Origin of the sequence: Microbacterium sp. Kw_RZR3 (assembly GCF_029222405.1) — a bacterium.
In the GTDB taxonomy this organism is placed as follows: Bacteria; Actinomycetota; Actinomycetes; order Actinomycetales; family Microbacteriaceae; genus Microbacterium.
Genome location: NZ_JARHXC010000031.1, coordinates 13218 through 32293, shown reverse-complemented (window position 1 = coordinate 32293; position 19076 = coordinate 13218). Strand labels below are relative to the sequence as shown.

General features: G+C 71.6%; 19 protein-coding genes and 1 pseudogene. 12 read left to right on the top strand and 8 right to left on the bottom strand.

The window, feature by feature from the left end; translation table 11 throughout:
- Positions 1-36 precede the first annotated feature (36 nt).
- Complete coding sequence (locus P2P98_RS01250) at positions 37-819, bottom strand: DNA/RNA non-specific endonuclease (protein WP_275796409.1); 783 nt, start codon at positions 817-819, stop codon at positions 37-39.
- Positions 820-865: 46 nt separating this feature from the next.
- Between P2P98_RS01250 and P2P98_RS01245 the strand changes: the two genes are divergently transcribed.
- Genes P2P98_RS01245 through P2P98_RS01235 form a run of 3 tightly spaced genes read left to right on the top strand, consistent with a single transcriptional unit; the run spans position 866 to position 4426 of the window.
- The gene (locus P2P98_RS01245) at positions 866-1627 is read left to right on the top strand and encodes a fructosamine kinase family protein (RefSeq protein ID WP_275796407.1); all 762 of its coding nucleotides are present in this window, start codon (positions 866-868) and stop codon (positions 1625-1627) included.
- Positions 1628-1668: 41 nt separating this feature from the next.
- Positions 1669-2604 carry an AAA family ATPase gene (locus tag P2P98_RS01240; RefSeq protein WP_275796405.1) on the top strand — a complete coding sequence of 312 codons (936 nt, stop codon included), beginning with the start codon at positions 1669-1671 and terminating at the stop codon, positions 2602-2604.
- A gap of 46 nt (positions 2605-2650) precedes the next feature.
- Positions 2651-4426, top strand: a complete 1776-nt coding sequence (locus tag P2P98_RS01235) for a VWA domain-containing protein (protein ID WP_275796403.1) — start codon at positions 2651-2653, stop codon at positions 4424-4426.
- 13 nt (positions 4427-4439) lie between these two features.
- On the opposite strand, the gene P2P98_RS01230 is transcribed toward P2P98_RS01235, so the two are convergent.
- Positions 4440-5078, bottom strand: coding sequence for a VTT domain-containing protein (locus tag P2P98_RS01230; protein ID WP_275796401.1), 639 nt, complete (start codon positions 5076-5078; stop codon positions 4440-4442).
- Between the two features lie 133 nt (positions 5079-5211).
- On the opposite strand from P2P98_RS01230, the gene P2P98_RS01225 reads away from it, so the two are divergent.
- Positions 5212-7176, top strand: a complete 1965-nt coding sequence (locus P2P98_RS01225; protein ID WP_275796399.1) for a glycosyltransferase — start codon at positions 5212-5214, stop codon at positions 7174-7176.
- A gap of 140 nt (positions 7177-7316) precedes the next feature.
- Here the strand turns inward: P2P98_RS01225 and P2P98_RS01220 are convergent, their stop codons facing one another.
- Entirely contained in the window at positions 7317-8600 is a 1284-nt protein-coding gene (locus tag P2P98_RS01220; RefSeq protein ID WP_275796397.1) for a hypothetical protein, read from the bottom strand.
- 304 nt (positions 8601-8904) lie between these two features.
- On the opposite strand from P2P98_RS01220, the gene P2P98_RS01215 reads away from it, so the two are divergent.
- The 3 genes from P2P98_RS01215 to P2P98_RS01205 all read left to right on the top strand — a co-directional run bounded on the left by P2P98_RS01215 (position 8905) and on the right by P2P98_RS01205 (position 13120).
- A complete protein-coding gene (locus P2P98_RS01215; RefSeq protein ID WP_275796395.1) occupies positions 8905-11202 on the top strand; it encodes a polyribonucleotide nucleotidyltransferase in 2298 nt (765 codons plus the stop codon).
- A gap of 199 nt (positions 11203-11401) precedes the next feature.
- Entirely contained in the window at positions 11402-12427 is a 1026-nt protein-coding gene (locus tag P2P98_RS01210) for an aldo/keto reductase (protein ID WP_275796393.1), read from the top strand.
- Between the two features lie 90 nt (positions 12428-12517).
- Entirely contained in the window at positions 12518-13120 is a 603-nt protein-coding gene (locus tag P2P98_RS01205; protein ID WP_058594935.1) for a histidine phosphatase family protein, read from the top strand.
- A gap of 40 nt (positions 13121-13160) precedes the next feature.
- On the opposite strand, the pseudogene P2P98_RS01200 reads toward P2P98_RS01205, so the two are convergent.
- A pseudogene (locus tag P2P98_RS01200) lies at positions 13161-13617 on the bottom strand (class I SAM-dependent methyltransferase).
- Between P2P98_RS01200 and P2P98_RS01195 the strand changes: the two are divergent.
- The 3 genes from P2P98_RS01195 to P2P98_RS01185 all read left to right on the top strand — a co-directional run bounded on the left by P2P98_RS01195 (position 13606) and on the right by P2P98_RS01185 (position 15212).
- Positions 13606-13812 carry a hypothetical protein gene (locus P2P98_RS01195; protein ID WP_275796411.1) on the top strand — a complete coding sequence of 69 codons (207 nt, stop codon included), beginning with the start codon at positions 13606-13608 and terminating at the stop codon, positions 13810-13812. The pseudogene P2P98_RS01200 and the gene P2P98_RS01195 overlap by 12 nt on opposite strands.
- Positions 13813-13950: 138 nt before the next feature.
- Positions 13951-14763, top strand: a complete 813-nt coding sequence (dapB, locus tag P2P98_RS01190; RefSeq protein ID WP_275796390.1) for a 4-hydroxy-tetrahydrodipicolinate reductase — start codon at positions 13951-13953, stop codon at positions 14761-14763.
- The gene (locus tag P2P98_RS01185) at positions 14760-15212 is read left to right on the top strand and encodes a hypothetical protein (protein ID WP_058613331.1); all 453 of its coding nucleotides are present in this window, start codon (positions 14760-14762) and stop codon (positions 15210-15212) included. The genes dapB and P2P98_RS01185 overlap by 4 nt, the downstream gene beginning before the upstream one ends.
- A gap of 10 nt (positions 15213-15222) precedes the next feature.
- Here the strand turns inward: P2P98_RS01185 and P2P98_RS01180 are convergent, their stop codons facing one another.
- From P2P98_RS01180 to P2P98_RS01165, 4 genes are all read right to left on the bottom strand, one after another.
- Positions 15223-16137 carry a TIGR01777 family oxidoreductase gene (locus P2P98_RS01180; RefSeq protein WP_275796388.1) on the bottom strand — a complete coding sequence of 305 codons (915 nt, stop codon included), beginning with the start codon at positions 16135-16137 and terminating at the stop codon, positions 15223-15225.
- Entirely contained in the window at positions 16130-16555 is a 426-nt protein-coding gene (locus P2P98_RS01175; RefSeq protein WP_058594930.1) for an OsmC family peroxiredoxin, read from the bottom strand. The genes P2P98_RS01180 and P2P98_RS01175 overlap by 8 nt, the downstream gene beginning before the upstream one ends.
- A gap of 133 nt (positions 16556-16688) precedes the next feature.
- On the bottom strand, positions 16689-17186 hold the full coding sequence (locus P2P98_RS01170; protein ID WP_275796386.1) for a DUF4395 domain-containing protein: 498 nt from the start codon (positions 17184-17186) through the stop codon (positions 16689-16691).
- Positions 17179-17616, bottom strand: coding sequence for a thioredoxin family protein (locus tag P2P98_RS01165; protein WP_058626618.1), 438 nt, complete (start codon positions 17614-17616; stop codon positions 17179-17181). Before P2P98_RS01165 ends, P2P98_RS01170 begins: the two co-directional genes overlap by 8 nt.
- Positions 17617-17771: 155 nt before the next feature.
- Between P2P98_RS01165 and P2P98_RS01160 the strand changes: the two genes are divergently transcribed.
- Complete coding sequence (locus P2P98_RS01160; RefSeq protein WP_275796383.1) at positions 17772-18581, top strand: thymidylate synthase; 810 nt, start codon at positions 17772-17774, stop codon at positions 18579-18581.
- Positions 18578-19075, top strand: a complete 498-nt coding sequence (locus tag P2P98_RS01155; protein ID WP_275796381.1) for a dihydrofolate reductase — start codon at positions 18578-18580, stop codon at positions 19073-19075. Before P2P98_RS01160 ends, P2P98_RS01155 begins: the two co-directional genes overlap by 4 nt.
- Position 19076 lies beyond the last annotated feature (1 nt).

Sequence of the window (19076 nt, the reverse complement as noted above, 5' to 3'; positions counted from 1 at the left end):
GAGCTCAGCCACCGGAGCCGCGCGCGGCGCCCGTGCTCACAGCACGATGTCGTCGAGGCTCCGGAGCTCCCGCGCGGCCACCGGGCGCAGGCCCCGACGCACGAACGTGTCGGCCGCGACGAGCGGACCTACGTCGATCCGCGCCTCGGTCGCGATGGCGGCGATCGGAACCTGGAACGTGCGGAACGCCCCGAGCGGCGGCACCGTCAGCCCCTGCCGCGTGTCGACGAGCTCGGTCTGATCGAGCACGAATCCGGCCGCCGCCAGCGCGTCCCCGGCGCGCCACGCGGCGATCTTCCAGAAGCGGAGCGGAACGCGGATGCCGCGATACGGCGGGTCGGTCTCGCCGAGGACCGGGGCAGTGAACACCGCGAGGCGCTGGTCCGTGGTCTCGGCGTACGCGAGCACGTGGTCCTCGAGCCCCAGCCACAGCTCTTTCGACTGGTTGAACCCGGCCGCTTGCGGGGCGGCGTTCGTGTAGAAGAACGTGGCCTCGGTGGCATCCCGAGCCTCGTCCGCCGAGCCCCAGCCGGGATCGCGTCGACGCACGAGGTGCCCGCGGTCGAGATCGTTGCGGCTGTAGATCTCGGGGCCGGCCTGCACGTCGGCGGCCACACGCGGATCGAGACGCCAGTCGCCCGTGCGCGGCTGCTCGCGCAGGGAGGCGCCGTCGATCACGACGCCCGTGACGGCGGCGAATCGGCGTTGCTCGTCGAGCAGTACCGAGAAGCGCGGATAGTCGAGCCGGGTCGTCGGCGCGACCGGTGCGGGCAGCGGAAGAGGGATGCCGAGGAAGTTCGGGTCGTAGCCGTCGCTCATGCCTCCATCGTGCCGGGGACTTCCGACATCACGACAGACTGGGGCGATGGAACAGCTCGTGAAGACCCGAGCCGACGCTCCCGCCGGCTTCTTCGCCGCGGAGGCCGCGGGACTCCGGTGGCTCGCCGCGGCCGAGGGTGCGCGCATCGCGCGGGTTCTCGACGTCTGCGGCGACCGCATCGCCCTCGAGCGCATCGCCGAGGCCCCGCCGACGGCCGCTGCCGCGACGGCCTTCGGCGCCGCGCTCGCCGCAACCCACGCCGCAGGGGCGGACGCGTTCGGCTCCCCGCCGCCCGGGTGCGAGGGCGACATCTTCATCGGTCGGCGTTCGCAGCCCGCGCGTCCGACGGCGACCTGGGGTGCGTTCTACGCGCACCAGCGCGTCGAGCCGTTCGTGCCGATCGCGGTCGCGGCCGGGAACCTCTCGGCATCCGGAGCCGAGGTCGTCCGCCGCGCGTGCGAGGCGATCGCGGCGGGCGCCTTCGACGACGACGAGCCGCCCGCGCGCCTGCACGGCGATCTGTGGACGGGAAACGTGCTGTGGTCGCCCGAGGGTGTCGTGCTCATCGACCCGGCGGCGCATGGCGGCCACCGCGAGACCGATCTGGCGATGCTCGCGCTGTTCGGCTGCCCGTTCCTCAAGCGGATCCTCGGGGCCTACGACGCCGCTCGACCGCTGCGCGACGGGTGGCGCGAGCGCGTGCCCGTTCATCAGCTGCACCCGCTGGCGGTACACGCGGCGGGCCACGGTCCCTCGTACGGTCGGGCCCTCGTCGACGCGGCGGAACGGACGCTCGCGCTCGCGTAAGCACACCCTGCTTGAGAACTCTTCTCAATAAGATGGATGCCATGACCGCCCCCGTCTTCCCCTTCACCGCCGTCGTCGGTCAAGACGAACTCCGTCACGCGCTCACCCTGTGCGCGGTCGACCCGGCCGTCGGCGGTGTGCTCGCGCTCGGCGACCGGGGGACGGGAAAGTCGACGACCGTGCGGGGCCTCGCGCAGCTTCTCGCGCGGGAGGAACTCGAGATGCCCGTCGTCGACCTGCCACTCGGGGCGAGCGAGGATCGCGTCCTGGGCTCGCTCGACATCGACAAGGCGCTGCGCGGCGAGATCGCCTACGCCCCGGGGCTGCTCGCGGCGGCGCACGGCGGCATCCTGTACATCGACGAGGTCAATCTGCTCGACGACTACCTCGTCGACCTCCTGCTCGACGTGGCCGCATCCGGGGTGAACACCGTCGAGCGCGACGGTCTCAGCCATACTCACCCGGCGCGGTTCGTGCTCGTCGGGAGCGGCAACCCCGAAGAAGGGGAGCTGCGGCCGCAGCTCGAAGACCGGTTCGGCCTGTCGACCCCGGTCGCCACGATCCGCGACGTCGAACAGCGATGGGAGATCGTGCGTCGGCGCTTGGCGTTCGAGCGGGACCCCGAGGGGTTCACCGCCCAGTGGGCCGACCGCGAGGAACGCTTGGCGGTCCGCGTCCGTGCGGCCCGCGAGCGGTGCGCCGACATCGCGCTCGGCGACGACGTGCTCGAGGCTGCGGTGCGGATCTGCGTCGATGCGCGCGCCGTGGGTCATCGCGCCGAGCTCGTGCTCGTCCGTGCCGCTCGCGCCGCGGCGTCCCTCGCCGGACGCCCCGCCGTGACGGTTCACGATCTCGCAGCCGTCGCCGTTCCCGCCCTGCAGCACCGCACGCCGCGGACCGCCCTCGAATCCATCGCCGTTGCCGCGTCCCGGGTGCGCGTCGCGGCGTCCTCGGTGCTGGGCCGACGGGTTGCCTGAGCGGAGCCGGGGGAGAGGGGCCGGGGCGGCGGTCTCCGCCCCCGCGTTGCCAGCCGGTGCCGCCGCCGAGGTCCGCGCGGCGCTCGACGGAGAGGTACCACTGCCGCCCAGCGTCCGCGCGGTGATCGCCGCGTGGCGCTCCGGTGCGCCGTTCGGCCTCGCGCTGACCGGCGACCCGCATCGCGCCGAGGAGGTCTTCCGTGCCCTGCGCCCGCACGCGGTGTGGGTCGCGCGCCGCGCCGAGATCGACGAGCTTCCGCCGCGGAACCCCCGCGCGCTCGCCCTCTGCACCGATCCCGCCGCCCTGCCGCCCGCTGTCCTGCGTCGCTGCACGGCGGTCGTCGATATCGGCGCGGAGCCGGCGCGGGGGCGACGGCCCGCGGGGGAGAGCGAGACGCGGCTCTGGCTGCGCGTCGTCCGCCTGCTGGCCGCACACGGCGTGCACGACGGCGCCGTCGATGTCGCGGCGTGCACGCTGGCATCCGCTCTTGTCGAGACGGACGTGGAGGGCGATCCTGTCGCGCTGGTGAGGGCGTGGGTGGGCGAGCCGCGAGGGCGCGCATCCGCCGAGGGCGGGCGGCCGGAGGCGGGGGAGGCGGATCCTCTCGCAGGCGGGGATGACGAGGGGGACGAAGCGGCGGATGCCGTGGACGTGAGCGCGGCGGTCGAGAGCGACGTCGGCGACGCAGGCGACGCCGGCGACGCGGGTGACGAGGGGGATGGCGAGAACGTGGGCGGTGCGGCCGACGGGGCCGACGCGGGGGAGGGCCCCGGGGATCCCGCGGATTCCGGTTCTCCCGAGCGCGAGGCCGACGCGGGGGCCGACGCTCGCGCTGACGGCGACCGCGGAGGAGACGACGCGGACGCGCTGGAGCCAGCGTCCGAGGAGACCGTCTCGCCGTGGGACGATCGCCCGGCATCCGAGCTCGACGGGGGCGCGAGCCCCACACCGGCGGGCCCGGCCCCCGACGGTCCGACCGCGGAAGCGCCCGACGCGGGCTTCGCGATCGATGCAGAGCCCGACCCCGGCTCATCCCCTCGCGCCGTCGCTCTCGCCGCGCCGGAGCTCCTCGACGCCCTCGATCGTGCGAGCGTCCGCGCGGGCCGTCGCGCCCGCCGCGGACCGCACCGCGCGGGCGTCGGTCGGGGCCGCCCCGGCCGAGTCGTGGCACCCGAGCACGCGGGCGGGCGCATCGCGATGCTTCCCACGCTGCACCGCGCCCTGCGACGGCGCGCGATGACGGGGGCCGTCGAGGAGTTCGCCGTCACCCGCGACGATCTGCGCGGCCGGCTTCGCGCCGAGCCGACCGCCGCGCACACGGTCGTCGTTGTCGACGGGTCGTCGTCGATGGGCAGCGCCGGGGCTGCTCACGCGCGCCGCGTCGCCGACGTCGCTCTCGCGCACGTCTCCCACGATCGCGGAGAGGTGAGCGTCGTGCTCGCGGCCGGCTCGTGCGCCTCGGTCGTGCAGGAACGCACGCTCCGCGTTTCGCGCGCCCGCGCGGCCCTGCAGCGTGCCAGCGCCGGGGGAGGCGGCGGAACCCCGCTCGCGGATGCCGTGCGCCGTGCGCTCGACGAGTTGGGCGATGCCCCGCGCGAGCGCTGCCGACTGGTGATCGTCAGCGACGGGCAGGCCACCGTCGATCTCGCCGGGAGAGCCGATCCGCGCACGGCTGCTCGCGACCTGCGCGTTCAGCTCGATCGCGCCGCGTCGCGCACGGCGCGCTGCGTGTTCGTCCCGCTCGACGCACGCGGATACACCCCGCTGGAGCGTACGCTCGCGCCGTTCCGCGCCGCCGGCGTCGTGATCGCCGCCGATTGAGACGAGCCCGCGCTCACCCCGACGTCAGGTTCCCGGCATCCACCCTTCGCCGCTCTCCCCGCCTCTTCGCGCGCCGCGCCAGCACGAGGTCGATGCCGATGCCGATCCCCACCGCCACGACGATCGAGACGATGACCGCGACGACCGGTCCACCCGGCACGATCGCCGCGACCACCGCGCCGATCACCGCTTGATACGCAGCCCAGGCCAGAGCTGCGAGGGCGGCGACGCCGAGGTAGCGCACCGGGTTGACCCGTGCAGCTCCCGCCGCGAGGTTGACGGCGAGACGGGCGAACGGCACGAATCGCGCGGTGAACAGCACCACGGCGGCGTTCCGTTCCAGCCGCGCCCGCGCCCAGTCGAGGGCGGCTCGCACGCGAGGTCCGCGCATCCACGCCCAGCGTTCCACCCCGACCGTCCGCCCCACGAGGTAGCACCCGGCGTCCCCGGCGAACGCGGCCGCTCCGGCGACGAGGATCACCCCGGCCAGCGGCGGCGTCCCGTGCGAGACGGCCAGAGCGCCGAAGGCGGTGACCGCCGCCTCGCCCGGGATCACCACCAGGAACGCATCGGCGAACACGAGAGCCGCCATGCCGAGCAGGGCCCAGGGGCTCGCCGCGATCGTCTGCAACCAGCCGTCGATCCCGTCCATTCGGTCACTCTCCGCCGTCGATCCAGACGCCCCGCCCACGCGCCGGTGACTCGCTGCGGAGCATTCGGTGAACATCGCGAACGTCGGGCGCGAAGCGCTCCCGAGACGCCGCGATGCGCCTCACCCTGGTCTCGTGAGAGTCGCGCTGCTGGCCGAGTCCTTCCTTCCGCACATGAACGGGGTCACCGGTTCCGTTCTGCACGTGCTGCGCCATCTCGCCGAGGCGGGGCACGAGACGCTGGTGATCGCTCCGAAGTCCGGCGACGTCACAGCCGATCTGCACGGCGCCCGCACCGAGCTGCTGCGGTCCGTCCCGCTGCCCTCGTACCCCGAGGTCCGCGTGGTGTTCGCGCGCGCGGCTCGCCTGGGGGCGCTGCTGCGTGACTTCGACCCCGACGTCGTGCACCTGGCATCCCCGTTCGTCCTCGGCTGGCAGGGGCTCGCCGCGGCCGACGCGCTGCGCATCCCCACCGTCGCCGTCTACCAGACCGACGTCGTCGCCTACGCGCAGAAGTACGGTCTCCCGCAGGCCACGGCGCTCGTCGAGGGGCACGTCACGCGCCTGCACCGCCGCGCGACGCTCACGCTCGCTCCGTCTTCGGCGTCGATGCGACAGCTCGAGAGTCTCGGCGTCGACCGCCTGCGGCGATGGGGCAGGGGAGTGGATGCCACGCGCTTCGCGCCCGCCCACCGCGACGACGCGTGGCGGGCCGAGGTCGCGCCGAACGGTGAACGCATCGTCGGATACGTCGGTCGTCTCGCGCCCGAGAAGCAGGTCGACGACCTGAGGGCTCTCGCGGACCTGCCGAACACGCGCCTGGTGATCGTCGGCGACGGTCCCGCACGATCCTCGCTGCGCGAGGCGATTCCGGATGCCGTCTTCACCGGCCACCTGTCGGGCGACACGCTCGCACGGGTGATGGCGGGCTTCGACGTGTTCGTTCACCCGGGGGAGAGCGAGACGTTCGGACAGACCATCCAGGAGGCTCTCGCGAGCGGCGTCCCCGTGGTGGCGACGGGCGTCGGCGGGCCTCTGGACCTCGTCCGCTCGAGCGTCGACGGGTGGCTGTACCGCCCGGGGGATCTGGACGATCTCCGCGCTCGCGTGGCCGACCTCGTCGGCGACGAAGCCAAGCGTCAGGCCTTCGCCCGTGCGGCGCGAGAGGCGGTCGCGGGGCGCACCTGGGCGGCGCTGACGAACGACCTCGTCGGGCACTACCGCGAAGCGCGCGAGCTCCGCGCGATCGACGACAACCTGCTCGTGCGCGGAGCCCGACGACCGGCTGCGGCCGTGGCATCCCGAACCCGGGGTCGGTGGACGCGCTTCGTCGCCCTGGGCGACTCGCTGACCGAGGGACTCTGCGACCAGTCGCGGATGCCGTCGGGCGCGTATCGCGGTTGGGCCGACCGCCTCGCCGAGCTGCTCGCGGGAACGAGCGAGGACGGACCGTTCCGGTACGCGAACCTCGCCGTGCGCAGTCGTCGCGTCCGCCATCTGATCGACGAGCAGGTGCCCGCGGCGCTGGCGATGAAGCCCGACCTGGTGTCGATCCTCATCGGAGCGAACGATCTCGTCGGCCCGCACCCGGTGATCCCCGCGATCGTCGCCGAGGTCGAGTCGGCCGTCCGCGCCGTGAGGCGAACGGGCGCGGACGTCCTCCTCGTCACGACCTTCCTGCCGCACCGCGCGGCCGCGCGGTTGTTCGCTCGGCGGTTCTCGACCTACAACGTCGAGCTCCGCCGCATCGCCGCCGAGCAGGGCGCGATCCTGCTCGATCTCGAGGCCGTGGCCGAACTCGGCGAGCTTCCGCTCTGGGCCGACGACCTCGTGCACCTGCGGTCGGCGGGGCACCGCCTCGTGGCGTACCGGGCGGCCGAGGCGCTCGGAGTGCCGGACGCGCGCGCCCTGCTCGGCCTCGACGAAGCCCTCCACGCCGACGACGAGCCCGCGCGCGGAGGGTGGATCACGCGCGATGCGCTGCCCTGGGTGTGGCGGCGCGTTCGCGGGCGCACGGCCGGTGACGGCCTGTCGGCGAAGCACTCCGGCTACGTCGAGCTCCCGACGCGCGGCGACCGGGAGCGCGCGCGGACGTCGTAGTTCGTCGGATGGCTTCGACGGGCTCAGCCACCTCGGGTCGAGCGTGCCATGCGGTGTGGGGGTTTCGGTGAGCCCGGCGGGCTGGTGTCAGGAAAGGTCCCTGAGCTCGTCGAAGGGACGGGCGCGGCTGCGGACGGGCCTCAGTACCAGCCGGTCTGCTCGGAGTGCCCCCACGCTCCGCACGGCGTCCCGTAGCGAGCGCTGATGTACGACAGACCCCACGCGATCTGGGTCGCCGCGTTCGTCCGCCAATCGGGACCCGCGGATGCCATCTTTTCGCCCGGGAGAGCCTGAGGGATGCCATAGGCACCACTCCACGGATTCAGGGCGTCGGCGCGCCAACCGGACTCGCGATTCCACAGCGACACGAGGCACGAGAACTGGTCGTCTCCCCATCCGTAGCCGTTGATCGCTCCTCGCGCGTAGTCACGTGCTTGGCCGGGGCTCATGATCGGGCCGGCCGGGGCCGTCGGGGGAGGAGTGGTGCCGCCGCCGCTTCCGCCGCCTGTGTTGCCGCCGCTTCCGCCGCCGGTGTTGCCGCCGCTTCCGTTGCCTCCGCTACCGCCGCCGTTCCCGCCGCCATTGTTGTTGCCGCCCCCGCCGGTGCCACCACCGCCGCCGCCCCCGGTGTTTCCACCGTTCCCGCTCCCGCCACCGGTGCTCCCGCCGCCGTTTCCGCCGGGCTCCTGCGCGTCCTGCTCGGCTTTCTCGCGCAGCCGCGCTTGGCGCTCCTGCTCGGCCGTCGTCCTACGCAGCTCCGCGAGTCGTGCGTAGAGGGCATCCAGCTGTGCCTGCGTCGCCGTGACCGTCTGCGCCTCGGCGTCGGCCTGCGTCTGTGCGGCTGCCGCCTCGGTGGCGGACTGCGCCGCGAGGCGCGCGGCCTCGGCCTGCGCCGCCTCTGCCTGCGCACGCAGCGAGGTGGCGACATCGGCCGCGCTCCGCGCTTCTCCCGCGTCCCGCGTGGTCAGCGTCGTGACGCGATCGAGAATTCCCAGGCGATCCAGCAACGAGTCAGGGTCCGCGCTCGTGAGCAGCTGCGCGACCAGTGGTCCGTTCCCCGTGGTGCGGTACAGGCGCGACGCGCTGGCTCCGGCACGCGCGTGGGCCGTGGCCATCGCGGCGTCGGCGGCCGAGCTCTGCGCCGCGAGGGCGGCGGCGCGTTCGGCGGTGGACTGCGCGAGCAGGCGGGTGCGCTCGGCTTCGGCAGAGGCGTCCAGCGCGCGACGGGATGCCTCGGCAGCAGACGCCTCGGCGGCGTCGAGTTCTTTCTTCACCTCGATGACGGCGGGGTCGCTGTCGTCGGCCGCGGCAGCCAGAACCCGCGCGGAGGACGGCGGGACCGCCCAGGCCGGCACCGGGGTGATCGCCGCGCCGATCAGCGCGCACGCGAGGAGCGTGTGACTGGTGCGACGGATGAGGCCCATGAGGCCACTGTATTCGCCGCGCCGTGTCGGAACCACCCGGAGTCCTGCGGCGCTGCTAGGCTCTTTCGGGGTGCCGTCTTGGCATCCGCTCAATTCCATATGAGCACACGGAGCAGGCCGGCAGACGCTGGTCCCCTGTGGTGGACTCCCCGTCGCGATCGCCGGGTGGTTTTCTACTGGTGGCCAGTCGCCGGGAATTCCGGGTCGATGAGTCGACGCGCCCTTTCTGCCTGTTCCTGCTCCTTCGCATGTCAGCTCGTCGCCCACACGGGGCGGCGAGCCTAAACAAAGAAGGAGGGACCTCTTGGAAGGTCCAGAAATCACCGCCGCCGAAGCCGTTCTCGACAACGGCCGGTTCGGCACCCGCACCATTCGCTTCGAGACCGGTCGCCTCGCTCAGCAGGCCCAGGGCGCCGTCGCCGCCTACCTCGACGAAGAGACCATGCTCCTGTCGGCCACCAGCGCCGGCAAGCACCCGCGTGAAGGCTTCGACTTCTTCCCGCTGACCGTCGACGTGGAAGAGCGGTCGTACGCCGCGGGCAAGATCCCCGGCTCGTTCTTCCGTCGCGAGGGTCGCCCCTCGACCGAGGCCATCCTCGTGTGCCGCCTCATCGACCGCCCGCTGCGTCCGTCGTTCGTCGACGGCCTCCGCAACGAGGTCCAGATCGTCGTCACCGTGCTCTCGATCGCTCCGGGCGAGTTCTATGACGCCCTCGCCATCAACGCGGCATCCATGTCGACCCAGATCTCGGGTCTGCCGTTCTCCGGCCCCATCGCCGGTGTGCGTCTCGCGCTCATCCCCGGCCACGGCGAGCACGCCGACCAGTGGGTCGCGTTCCCCAAGGCCGAGCAGCTCGAGGACGCCGTCTTCGACCTCATCGTCGCGGGCCGCGTGCTCGACGACGGCGACGTCGCCATCATGATGGTGGAGGCCGAAGCCACCGAGGGCAGCTGGAACCTCATCAAGGGCGGCGCGACCAAGCCGAACGAGCAGGTCGTCGCCGAGGGCCTCGAGGCCGCGAAGCCGTTCCTGCGTCAGCTCGTCGACGCGCAGAACGAGGTCGCCCGTACCGCGTCGAAGGAGATCCAGTCGTTCCCCGTCTTCCCGGCCTACAGCCAGGAGACCTACGACTTCGTCGCCGGTCGCGCCTACGACCGGCTGGTGCCGGTGTACCAGATCGCCGACAAGCAGGAGCGTCAGAACGCCGACGACGAGGTCAAGACCTCGGTCAAGGAGCAGCTCGTCGCCGCCGTCGAGGCGGGCGAGCTTCCCGCCGTGGCGACGCTCGAGTTCGCCGCCGCCTACAAGTCGGTCACCAAGACGATCGTGCGCGGCCGCATCCTCGCCGAGGGCGTCCGCATGGACGGCCGTGGCCTCGCCGACATCCGTCCGCTCGACGCCGAGGTGCAGGTCATCCCGCGCGTCCACGGCTCGGCGATCTTCCAGCGCGGCGAGACCCAGATCCTGGGTGTCACCACGCTGAACATGCTCAAGATGGAGCAGCAGATCGACTCGCTCTCGCCCATCACGAGCAAGCGCTACCTGCACCACTACAACTTCCCGCCCTACTCGACCGGTGAGACCGGCCGCGTCGGCAGCCCGAAGCGTCGCGAGATCGGCCACGGCTTCCTGGCCGAGCGCGCGCTCGTTCCGGTGCTCCCCAGCCGCGAGGAGTTCCCCTACGCGATCCGTCAGGTGTCCGAGGCTCTCGGCTCCAACGGCTCGACGTCGATGGGCTCGGTCTGCGCCTCGACCCTGTCGCTGCTGAACGCGGGTGTGCCCCTTCGCGCCCCCGTCGCCGGTATCGCCATGGGCCTGGTCACCGACGAGGTCGACGGCCAGACGCGCTACGCCGCGCTGACCGACATCCTCGGTGCCGAAGACGCCCTCGGTGACATGGACTTCAAGGTCGCCGGTACCAGCGAGTTCATCACGGCGATCCAGCTCGACACCAAGCTCGACGGCATCCCGTCGTCGGTACTCGCGGCCGCGCTGACCCAGGCGAAGGAGGCTCGTCTGACGATCCTCAACGTCCTGAACGCCGCGATCGACGCTCCCGACGAGATGGCGCCCACCGCGCCGCGCGTCATCAGCGTCCAGATCCCGGTCGACAAGATCGGTGAGCTCATCGGGCCCAAGGGCAAGACGATCAACTCCATCCAGGACGAGACCGGTGCCCAGATCTCGATCGAGGACGACGGCACCGTCTACATCGGCGCGACCGACGGCCCCTCGGCCGAGGCCGCCCGCGCCCAGGTGAACGCGATCGCCAACCCGACCAACCCCGAGGTGGGCGAGCAGTTCCTCGGAACCGTCGTCAAGATCGCGACCTTCGGCGCGTTCGTCTCGCTTCTCCCCGGCAAGGACGGCCTGCTGCACGTCAGCGAGGTCCGGAAGCTCGCCGGCGGCAAGCGCGTCGAGAACGTTGAAGACGTGCTCTCGGTCGGTCGCAAGATCCTCGTGCGCATCACGAAGATCGACGACCGCGGCAAGCTCTCGCTCGAGCCCGTGCTCGACGAGGAAGCCACCACGCCCGAGCCCGCCGACACGCAGAGCTCGGCCGCCGCGAGCGAGGGCCCCGAGGCTCCCGCCGAAGGCTGATCGACTCCTCTGAAGGATGCCCGTCCCGCTTCCGCGGGGCGGGCATCCGTGCGTTCTGGTGAAGCGTTATCCAATGTTTACCGGAGCGGCGGGTGAATACGCGGCCTCTTCCTGGTGAGGCTCTACCCTCGAAGTACGCGTCGGGGGGCGTGGACGCCGTCGTACGGCGATCCCCCGACGCTTCGAGGGGGACCCCATCATGAGCGGCTCGGGCGTAGAGAACGTCCCGTCCGCGCGCCTTCGGCGCGACAGGCCGCCGCACCCCTCCGCTCCGGTCACCCTGCAGGGCCCGGGCCTCGGCTCACACGTGCGCGTTCCTCTCGGCGAGACCGGCTTCGACGTGTTCCCGCTGTTCCTCGGTGGCGGCGAGTTCGGGTGGAACGTCGACGCGCGATCGAGCCACGACATCCTCGACGCGTATGCCGAATTGGGCGGAAACGCTCTGCACACGGCCGACAGCTACGCGGCCGGGCGGAGCGAGTTCATCATCGGTGAGTGGATGCGGACCCGTCGCATGCGCGACGACGTCGTGCTCTCGGTGCGCGTCGGCCGCCACCCCGACAATCCCGGGCTGGACTCGGTCAACCTCGTGCGAGCCGTCGAAGGCTCGCTGCAGCGACTCGGCACCGACCGCATCGACGTGCTCTCTCTCGACGCCGCCCGTGGCGACGCCGCGATGCTGGAGGACACCCTCGCCACCAGCGAATGGCTCGTCGAGTCCGGAAAGGTGCGCGCGATCGGCGCGCACGGCTACACGGCCGCGCAGCTCGTCGAGGCCCGCATCCTCTCGTCGGCCGGGTATCCCCGCATCACGGTCCTCGACGTGCCGTACAACGTGCTGCGCCGCGACGAGTTCGACGGCGACCTTCGGCTCATCGCCGCCGCGCAGGGCATCGCGGTCACCCCCTCTCACCCCCTCGCGCACGGCTTCCTCGCGGGAGAGACCCGCACGCGCGACCAGCAGTCACGGTCGGTCCGCGGGTCCCAGCTCGCGATGCACCTCAACCGCCGAGGCTCGAAAGTGCTTCGAGCCCTGGATGCCGTGGGCACAGAGCTCGGTATCCCGGACGCGGCGGTGGCCCTCGCCTGGCTCCTCGCGCAGAAGATCGTCGTCGCCCCGATCGTGAACGCCTTCGCGCCACGCCACGTCGTGGAATGCATGCGCGCGGTGGGCGTGCGCCTCAGCCGCGCGCAGCTGTCCGACATCGCCCGCGCCGCCGAGTGACGGGCGCCCGACCGGGCGCCTCTTCCGAGCGTGACGTAGGGTGGGAGGTGTGCGGCGGGGGGCCGTGGGACTGACGACGAGGTGAGCTGAGTGACGCACTACATCTACCTGGTGCGCCACGGCGAGCATCAGGATGCCGAGCACGGCCTCGCCGACGGACCCCTGTCTCCGCGCGGTCAGCGTCAGGCTGCTCTGATCGCGGATCGACTGTCGGGGCTTCCTCTCGACGCCGTGTGGCACTCGCCCCTGGAGCGCGCCGCGCAGACCGCGCACGCCGTGGCCGAACGTCTTCCGTCCGTCTCGCCCGAGCCGTCGGCTCTGCTGTTCGACTGCGTGCCCACGGGCATGACGCCCGAGACCCCGGCCGCTTACGAGCCGTTCTTCGGTTCCGTCACCGAGGCCGAGATCGAGGCCGGTCGCGCGCAGATGGCGGATGCCACGGCCGAGTTCCTGGCCCGCAGGACCGGCGAGGTACACGAGCTGCTCATCACGCACAATTTCGTTATCTCGTGGTTCGTGCGCGAGGTGCTGCAGGCGCCCGACTGGCGATGGATGACCATCAATCAGGCGAACTGCGGCCTCACGGTGATCGCGCAGAAGAAGGGTCGCCCGTGGACGCTCCTCTCGCACAACGACCTCGCGCACCTGCCGGTCGAGCTTCGCACCGGGCTCGTCGACCCGCTCCCGGTCTGACCGGCTCCCGGTCTGCCCGGCTCCCGGTCTGCCCGCGACCTCAGCGGCGCCGCGCGAGGACGAGGCCCTGTGCGTGCTTCTCGCTGCCTCTCGCCGCGCGTTCGGCCACCGCGGTGACCTCGAATCCCGCCGCCGTCAGGGCGTCGGCGATCGCCGTCGGCTCGTGCAGGATCGCGGTCAGCGCGACGTCGTGGCCGTATGCGCGCTCGACCCGTCGTTCCCCGGTGCCGGACTGGAAGCCGACGAGAAGGACACCGCCCGGACCCAGCACGCGACGGGCCTCCCGGAAGATCCTCGCGACATCGTCGGCGTCGCTGTGGATGATGGCGTACCAGCACAGGATGCCGCGGACACCGGCATCCGGAAACGGCAGAGCCGTCAGCTCGGCGACCTCGATCGGCACGGCGGGGTGTGCCGCGCGCGTGCGACACCATGGCGGGGGAGAGGTCGACGCCCGCCACCGGCGCCACACCGAGCGCCCCGAGGTGGGTAAGCATGCGCCCGGTCCCGCACCCCGCGTCCACGACGACTTTCTCACCGGTCGGGAGGTCGGCGATGAACTGGGCGATCATTCCGAGATCGAGGGGTGCTTCCGCGCGGGTGTCGGGCAGAAGGTCGGCGTAGCTGTCGGCGACGACGTCATAGAAACGTCGGGTGCGGTCGGTGTCGCTCACTCCGCCATCATGCCGTGACCCGGGCGTGGGACCACGGCCCTCGGGTAAGCGCTTGAGCTACCGGGCGCCACGAGTGTGGGTATCGAGCACCTGAGCGCGCGGCGCGCCTGTGGACAACGTGGCGACCTGGTTCGCCGCGCCGCCTAGGGTGGAACCATGACGACGCGCGTGGCCATCGTGGGCGGAACCGGCAAGCTGGGCGGGGTGATCCGCGAGGTCGTGGACGCCGAGGACGGGTACGAGGTGTCGGCGGTACTCACGTCGAAGTCCGACATGAGCGAGCTCGACGGAGCCGACCTCGTCATCGACGCGTCGACCCCCGCGGTGTCGATCGACATCGTCCGCGCGGCGATCGAGCGGGGCATCAACGTGCTCGTGGGCACCTCGGGCTGGTCGAACGAGCGCATCGCCCTCGTCCGGCCTCTCGTGGATGCCAGTGGCACCGGGGCCGTCTTCATTCCCAACTTCTCGCTAGGTTCGGTCATCGGAACAGCGTTGGCCGCTGCCGCTGCGCCGTTCTTCCCCTCGATCGAGATCATCGAGGCCCACCGCGAGACGAAGGTGGATTCCCCCAGCGGCACCGCGGTGCGCACGGCCGAGCTCATCGCCGCCGCCCGCGCCGAGGTCGGCCCCGTCGAGTCCCCGCACGTCGACCAGCGTGCTCGCGGTCAGCGGGTGGCATCCGTGCCCATCCACTCGCTGCGTCGCCCGGGAGTGATCGCCCGTCAAGAGACGGTGCTGTCCGGCCCCGGTGAGTCGCTCACGATCGTGCACGACACGATCGACCCGGCAACCGCCTATGCCCCGGGGATCCGAATCGCGCTCGCGGCCGCCCGTGAGGCGACGGGCGTCGTGATCGGTCTCGACAGCTTCATCGACATCGGCGTGCGCACGCGACCGGTTCCTGCCGAGGCGCCCATCGCCGACGGCGACGTTTCGGGCCAGGTGGCGGGCGCGACGAGCGCATGAGAGTCCGCCTCGCCGTCGCTCTGATGACGGTGTTGCTCCTGCTCTACGTCTTCCTCGCGGGGCAGCGCGCGATCGTCCTGCTGGCAAGCGGAGAGCCGATCGGCGTGACGATGGGCGTGGCTCTGATCGTGCTGCCGCTCCTCGCCCTGTGGGCCATCGGCCGTGAGCTGTGGTTCGGTGTGCGGGCGCAACGGCTGGGGGAGCGGTTGGATGCCGAGGGCGGGCTCCCCGACGAAGACCTTCCGGTCCGCCCCAGCGGGCGCATCGAGCGCGAAGACGGCGACGCGCTCTTCCCGCGGTATCGCGCCGATGTGGAAGCGCATCCCGATGACTGGCGAGCGCGATACCGTCTCGGCCTCGCCTACGACGCCGCGGGTGACCGTCGTCGGGCCCGTGAGGCGATCCGCACGGCGATCCGGCTCGAGAGCGCGGAGCGCCGCGCGGTCTGAGGCGCGTCGATCAGTTCGGTGCCGGAACGGCGGAGGCCACAGCCTCTTCGACCGTGCGGTGCGTGAAGGCGAAGCCGCTGTCCTCGAGGACTCGAGGCCGCACGTCGGCGTCGGTCAGGAGCAGCGCCTCCGTCGCATCCGAGCCCAGCGCGAGCCTGACGCCCCAGATCGGGGCGCGCAGCACGTAGGGGCGGTTCATACGGCGAGCGAGGGCGAAGCCCAGGTCGTTCGCCGTCGCCCGCGTCGGTCCCGTGAGATTGACCGGTCCGTCGATGTCGGAGTCGATGACGTGTCGGATGGCGCGTACCTCGTCGTCGAGCGTGATCCAGGGCCACACCTGCGTTCCACGGCCGATGGGACCCGCCGCGCCGAGCTTCGTCAGAAGCAGCAACGGCTTGAGGACACCCTGCTCATGGACGATCGGAGCCGTGCGGAGCAGGGCGACGCGTGCGCGGCTGCCGGCGTCGCGCGCAGCGGCCTCCCAGTCGATGCAGATGTCGACGAGGAAGCCCTCTCCGTGCGGGGAGTCCTCGGTGAGAAGCGCTCCGGGCTGCGATCCGTAGAAGCCCGTCGCACTGGCGTTGATGAGGGCGGGAGCGTCTTCGCCGAGCGCGCGGATCGCGGTGGCGAGGGTGCGCGTCGGGGTGATGCGCGACCACAGCAGCGTGCTCTTGTAGGACGGCGTCCAGGGGAAATGACCGATCGAGGCGCCGTTGAGGCAGACCACGGCGTCGGCTCCGGCGAGGACATCGGGGTCCAGGGGAGCGGGATCCTGCAACCACTGCACCTCGTGTGCGGCGCGGGGCTCGTGCCGAACGAGTGAGGTCACCTCGACGCCGTCAGCGCGGAGCGAGTCCGCGAGAGCTTTGCCGATGAGGCCCGACGCGCCGGCGAGGACGACGCGTCGGGCCGGAGTCTCAGGCAAGCGTCGCCTCGAGGGTGATGTCGATGCCGGCGAGCGCCTGCGACACGGGGCAGTTCGCCTTGGCGTCGTTGGCGATCTTCTCGAACGTCGCGGCGTCGAGGCCGGGGACGACGGCGTTGACATTCAGGTGGCTGCCGGTGATGCCGGTGCCGGGCTTGAAGGTGACGGACGCGGTCGCGTCGACCGACTCGGGCGGGGTGCCGTTCTCGGCCAGCGCGTTCGACAGCGCCATGCTGAAGCACGCGGAGTGCGCTCCGGCGAGGAGTTCCTCGGGCGTGGTGACCGAGTTCGAACCCTCGCTGCGCGCCTTCCAGTTGACGTCGAACGTGCCGATGCCCGAGGAGGTGAACGTGACCTCACCCGATCCCTCGAACAGGCTGCCCTTCCAGGCGGTGGCGGCTTCGCTCGTGACGGCCATGGGAACCTCCGTGGTGTCTGCGCGGTTCGCGACCGCGACGTGGTGTCCGCGGTCCGGGTGACCGCGACGCGGCCAGCCTAACGAGGGCGACCGACACCGTTCAGGTCTTGACAGCCCATCCCTAGCGAACCGATCACGCGGATGCCGGACCCCGACGCCCCACGATCCCCGCCCGCTGCAGCACGAGGTAGAGCTGGCATCCGAGGCACAGTCCGAAGACGGCGTTGAGGAACGCGGCGACGAACGCCATGGCGGCGGCGATGGGGAGCGCCCACGGCACGCCCGCGAGGTGGAGGATCAGTCCGACCGCCGTGACGAAGAGTCCGACGCCCTGGGCGAAGCGCGGTGGTCGCGGGTCTTCGAACTCGGTGGGCGGCGCAAGTCGCGGCTGAACGACCTTGCGGTAGAGGACGCCCCAGGGAGCGGTCCGCGGGGAGGCCACGCCCCAGACGAAGAGGAGCGCGACGACGAGGATCACCAGGAAGCCCGGATCGGTCGCGCGGTCCAGGGTCGCCTCGGGCCCCGTCGAGACGCCGAGCAGACTCAGCAGCGTGCCGACGAGGAGGAGCACGGCGGTGATGGATGCCGCGAAGCGCGGTCCGCGGGCATCGATGCGGGCGGGTTCAGCCATGGGCGTTCTCTTTCGTGAGGAGGTCGAGTTCGCGTTCGACGTCGGCGCGTGCCGGCGGACCCCCGAAACGACGGACGGTCTGCCCCGACGCGTCGACGAGGAGGGTCGTCGGTGTCTGCAGGACGCGGAATCGCTTCGCGAGATCCGGGCGGTGGGTCAGATCGACGTCGATGTGGCGCACTCCCGAGCGATCGTCCGCCACGGCGGAGAGCATGCGGTGCACACCGGGGCAGCGCGTGCACATCTCGGTGCTGAACTGCACCAGGGTGGCCGCCTCACCGAGGGGGCCCGCCTCGAGCACGCGAGGGTCGATCGTTTCGCCCGAGTCGACCGAGCGCGCTCGCCCCTGTCCACGACGCCACACCAGGCCCAGCACGACGGTGGCCGCGAGCAGAGCGGCGACGATCACGAGTGCGAGAGCGAGGTCCACGGTCGACAACGCTAGCCGCCGTATCCGACGTCGGGGCCGATGAGTCGGAACGTGACGCCGCCACCTCTCCTCCCCAGCCGAACCGGACCGCGAACCGTCCACGCGACCGCTCCCTGGATGCCGGTGGGGAACGCATCGCGGGTATCGTGAGGGCCGTGACCGCCGACATCCCCACCCCGTACGAAGACCTGCTGCGCGACGTGCTCGAGACGGGCACGCACAAGTCGGATCGCACCGGCACCGGCACCACGAGCGTCTTCGGTCGACAGATCCGCTTCGACCTCGCCGAGGGCTTCCCCCTCATCACGACCAAGCGCGTCCACCTCAAGTCGATCGTGTACGAGCTGCTGTGGTTCCTGCGCGGAGAATCCAATGTCGGGTGGCTGAAGGACAACGGCGTCACCATCTGGGACGAGTGGGCCGACGCCGACGGCGAGCTCGGACCGGTCTACGGGGTGCAGTGGCGTTCCTGGCCGACGGCCGACGGGGGGACGATCGACCAGATCGCCCAGGTGATCGAGCAGATCCGTCGTGATCCCGACTCGCGGCGCCTGATCGTCTCGGCGTGGAACCCCGCCGACATCCCCGAGATGGCGCTCGCCCCGTGCCACGCGCTCTTCCAGTTCTATGTCGCCGACGGCAAGCTGTCGTGCCAGCTCTACCAGCGCAGCGCCGACATGTTCCTCGGCGTCCCCTTCAACATCGCCTCCTACGCGCTCCTGACACTGATGGTCGCGCAGCAGACCGGTCTCGAGCCCGGGGAGTTCGTCTGGACCGGCGGCGATTGCCACGTGTACGACAACCATCGGGAGCAGGTGCGGGAGCAGCTCACGCGCGAGCCGTACCCGTACCCGACGCTGCGCTTCGCCCGGACCCCCGAGTCGGTTTTCGACTACACCTACGACGACATCGTCGTCGACGACTACCAGCACCACCCGGCCATCCGCGGGGCCGTCGCGGTATGACCTCCGTTGGGCTCGTCTGGGCCGAGGCCCACGGCGGTGTCATCGGTGCCGACGGCGGAATGCCCTGGCACGTTCCCGAAGACCTCGCGCACTTCCGCGCCGTGACCGGGTCGTCCGACGTCATCATGGGGCGGCGCACGTGGGAGTCGCTCCCACCGCGCTTCCGCCCTCTGCCCGGGCGACGCAACATCGTCGTGACGCGATCCGACACCTGGGGCGGAGGGGCCGAGAAGGCCGCCTCCCTCGACGAGGCGCTCGCCCTCGTCGGGAGCGACGAGGTCTGGGTGATCGGCGGCGGGCGGCTCTACGCCGAGGCCATCGATCGCGCTGACGTCGTCGAGGTGACCCGTCTCGACGTCTCCGTCGACGGTGACACCTTCGCGCCGTCGATCGATGGCTGGCGTCGCGACGCCGCCGACCCCGAAGACGGATGGCACCTCTCGAAGGGCGGCATCCGGTACCGCTTCGAGACGTATCGTCGACCGGAGGCCTGAC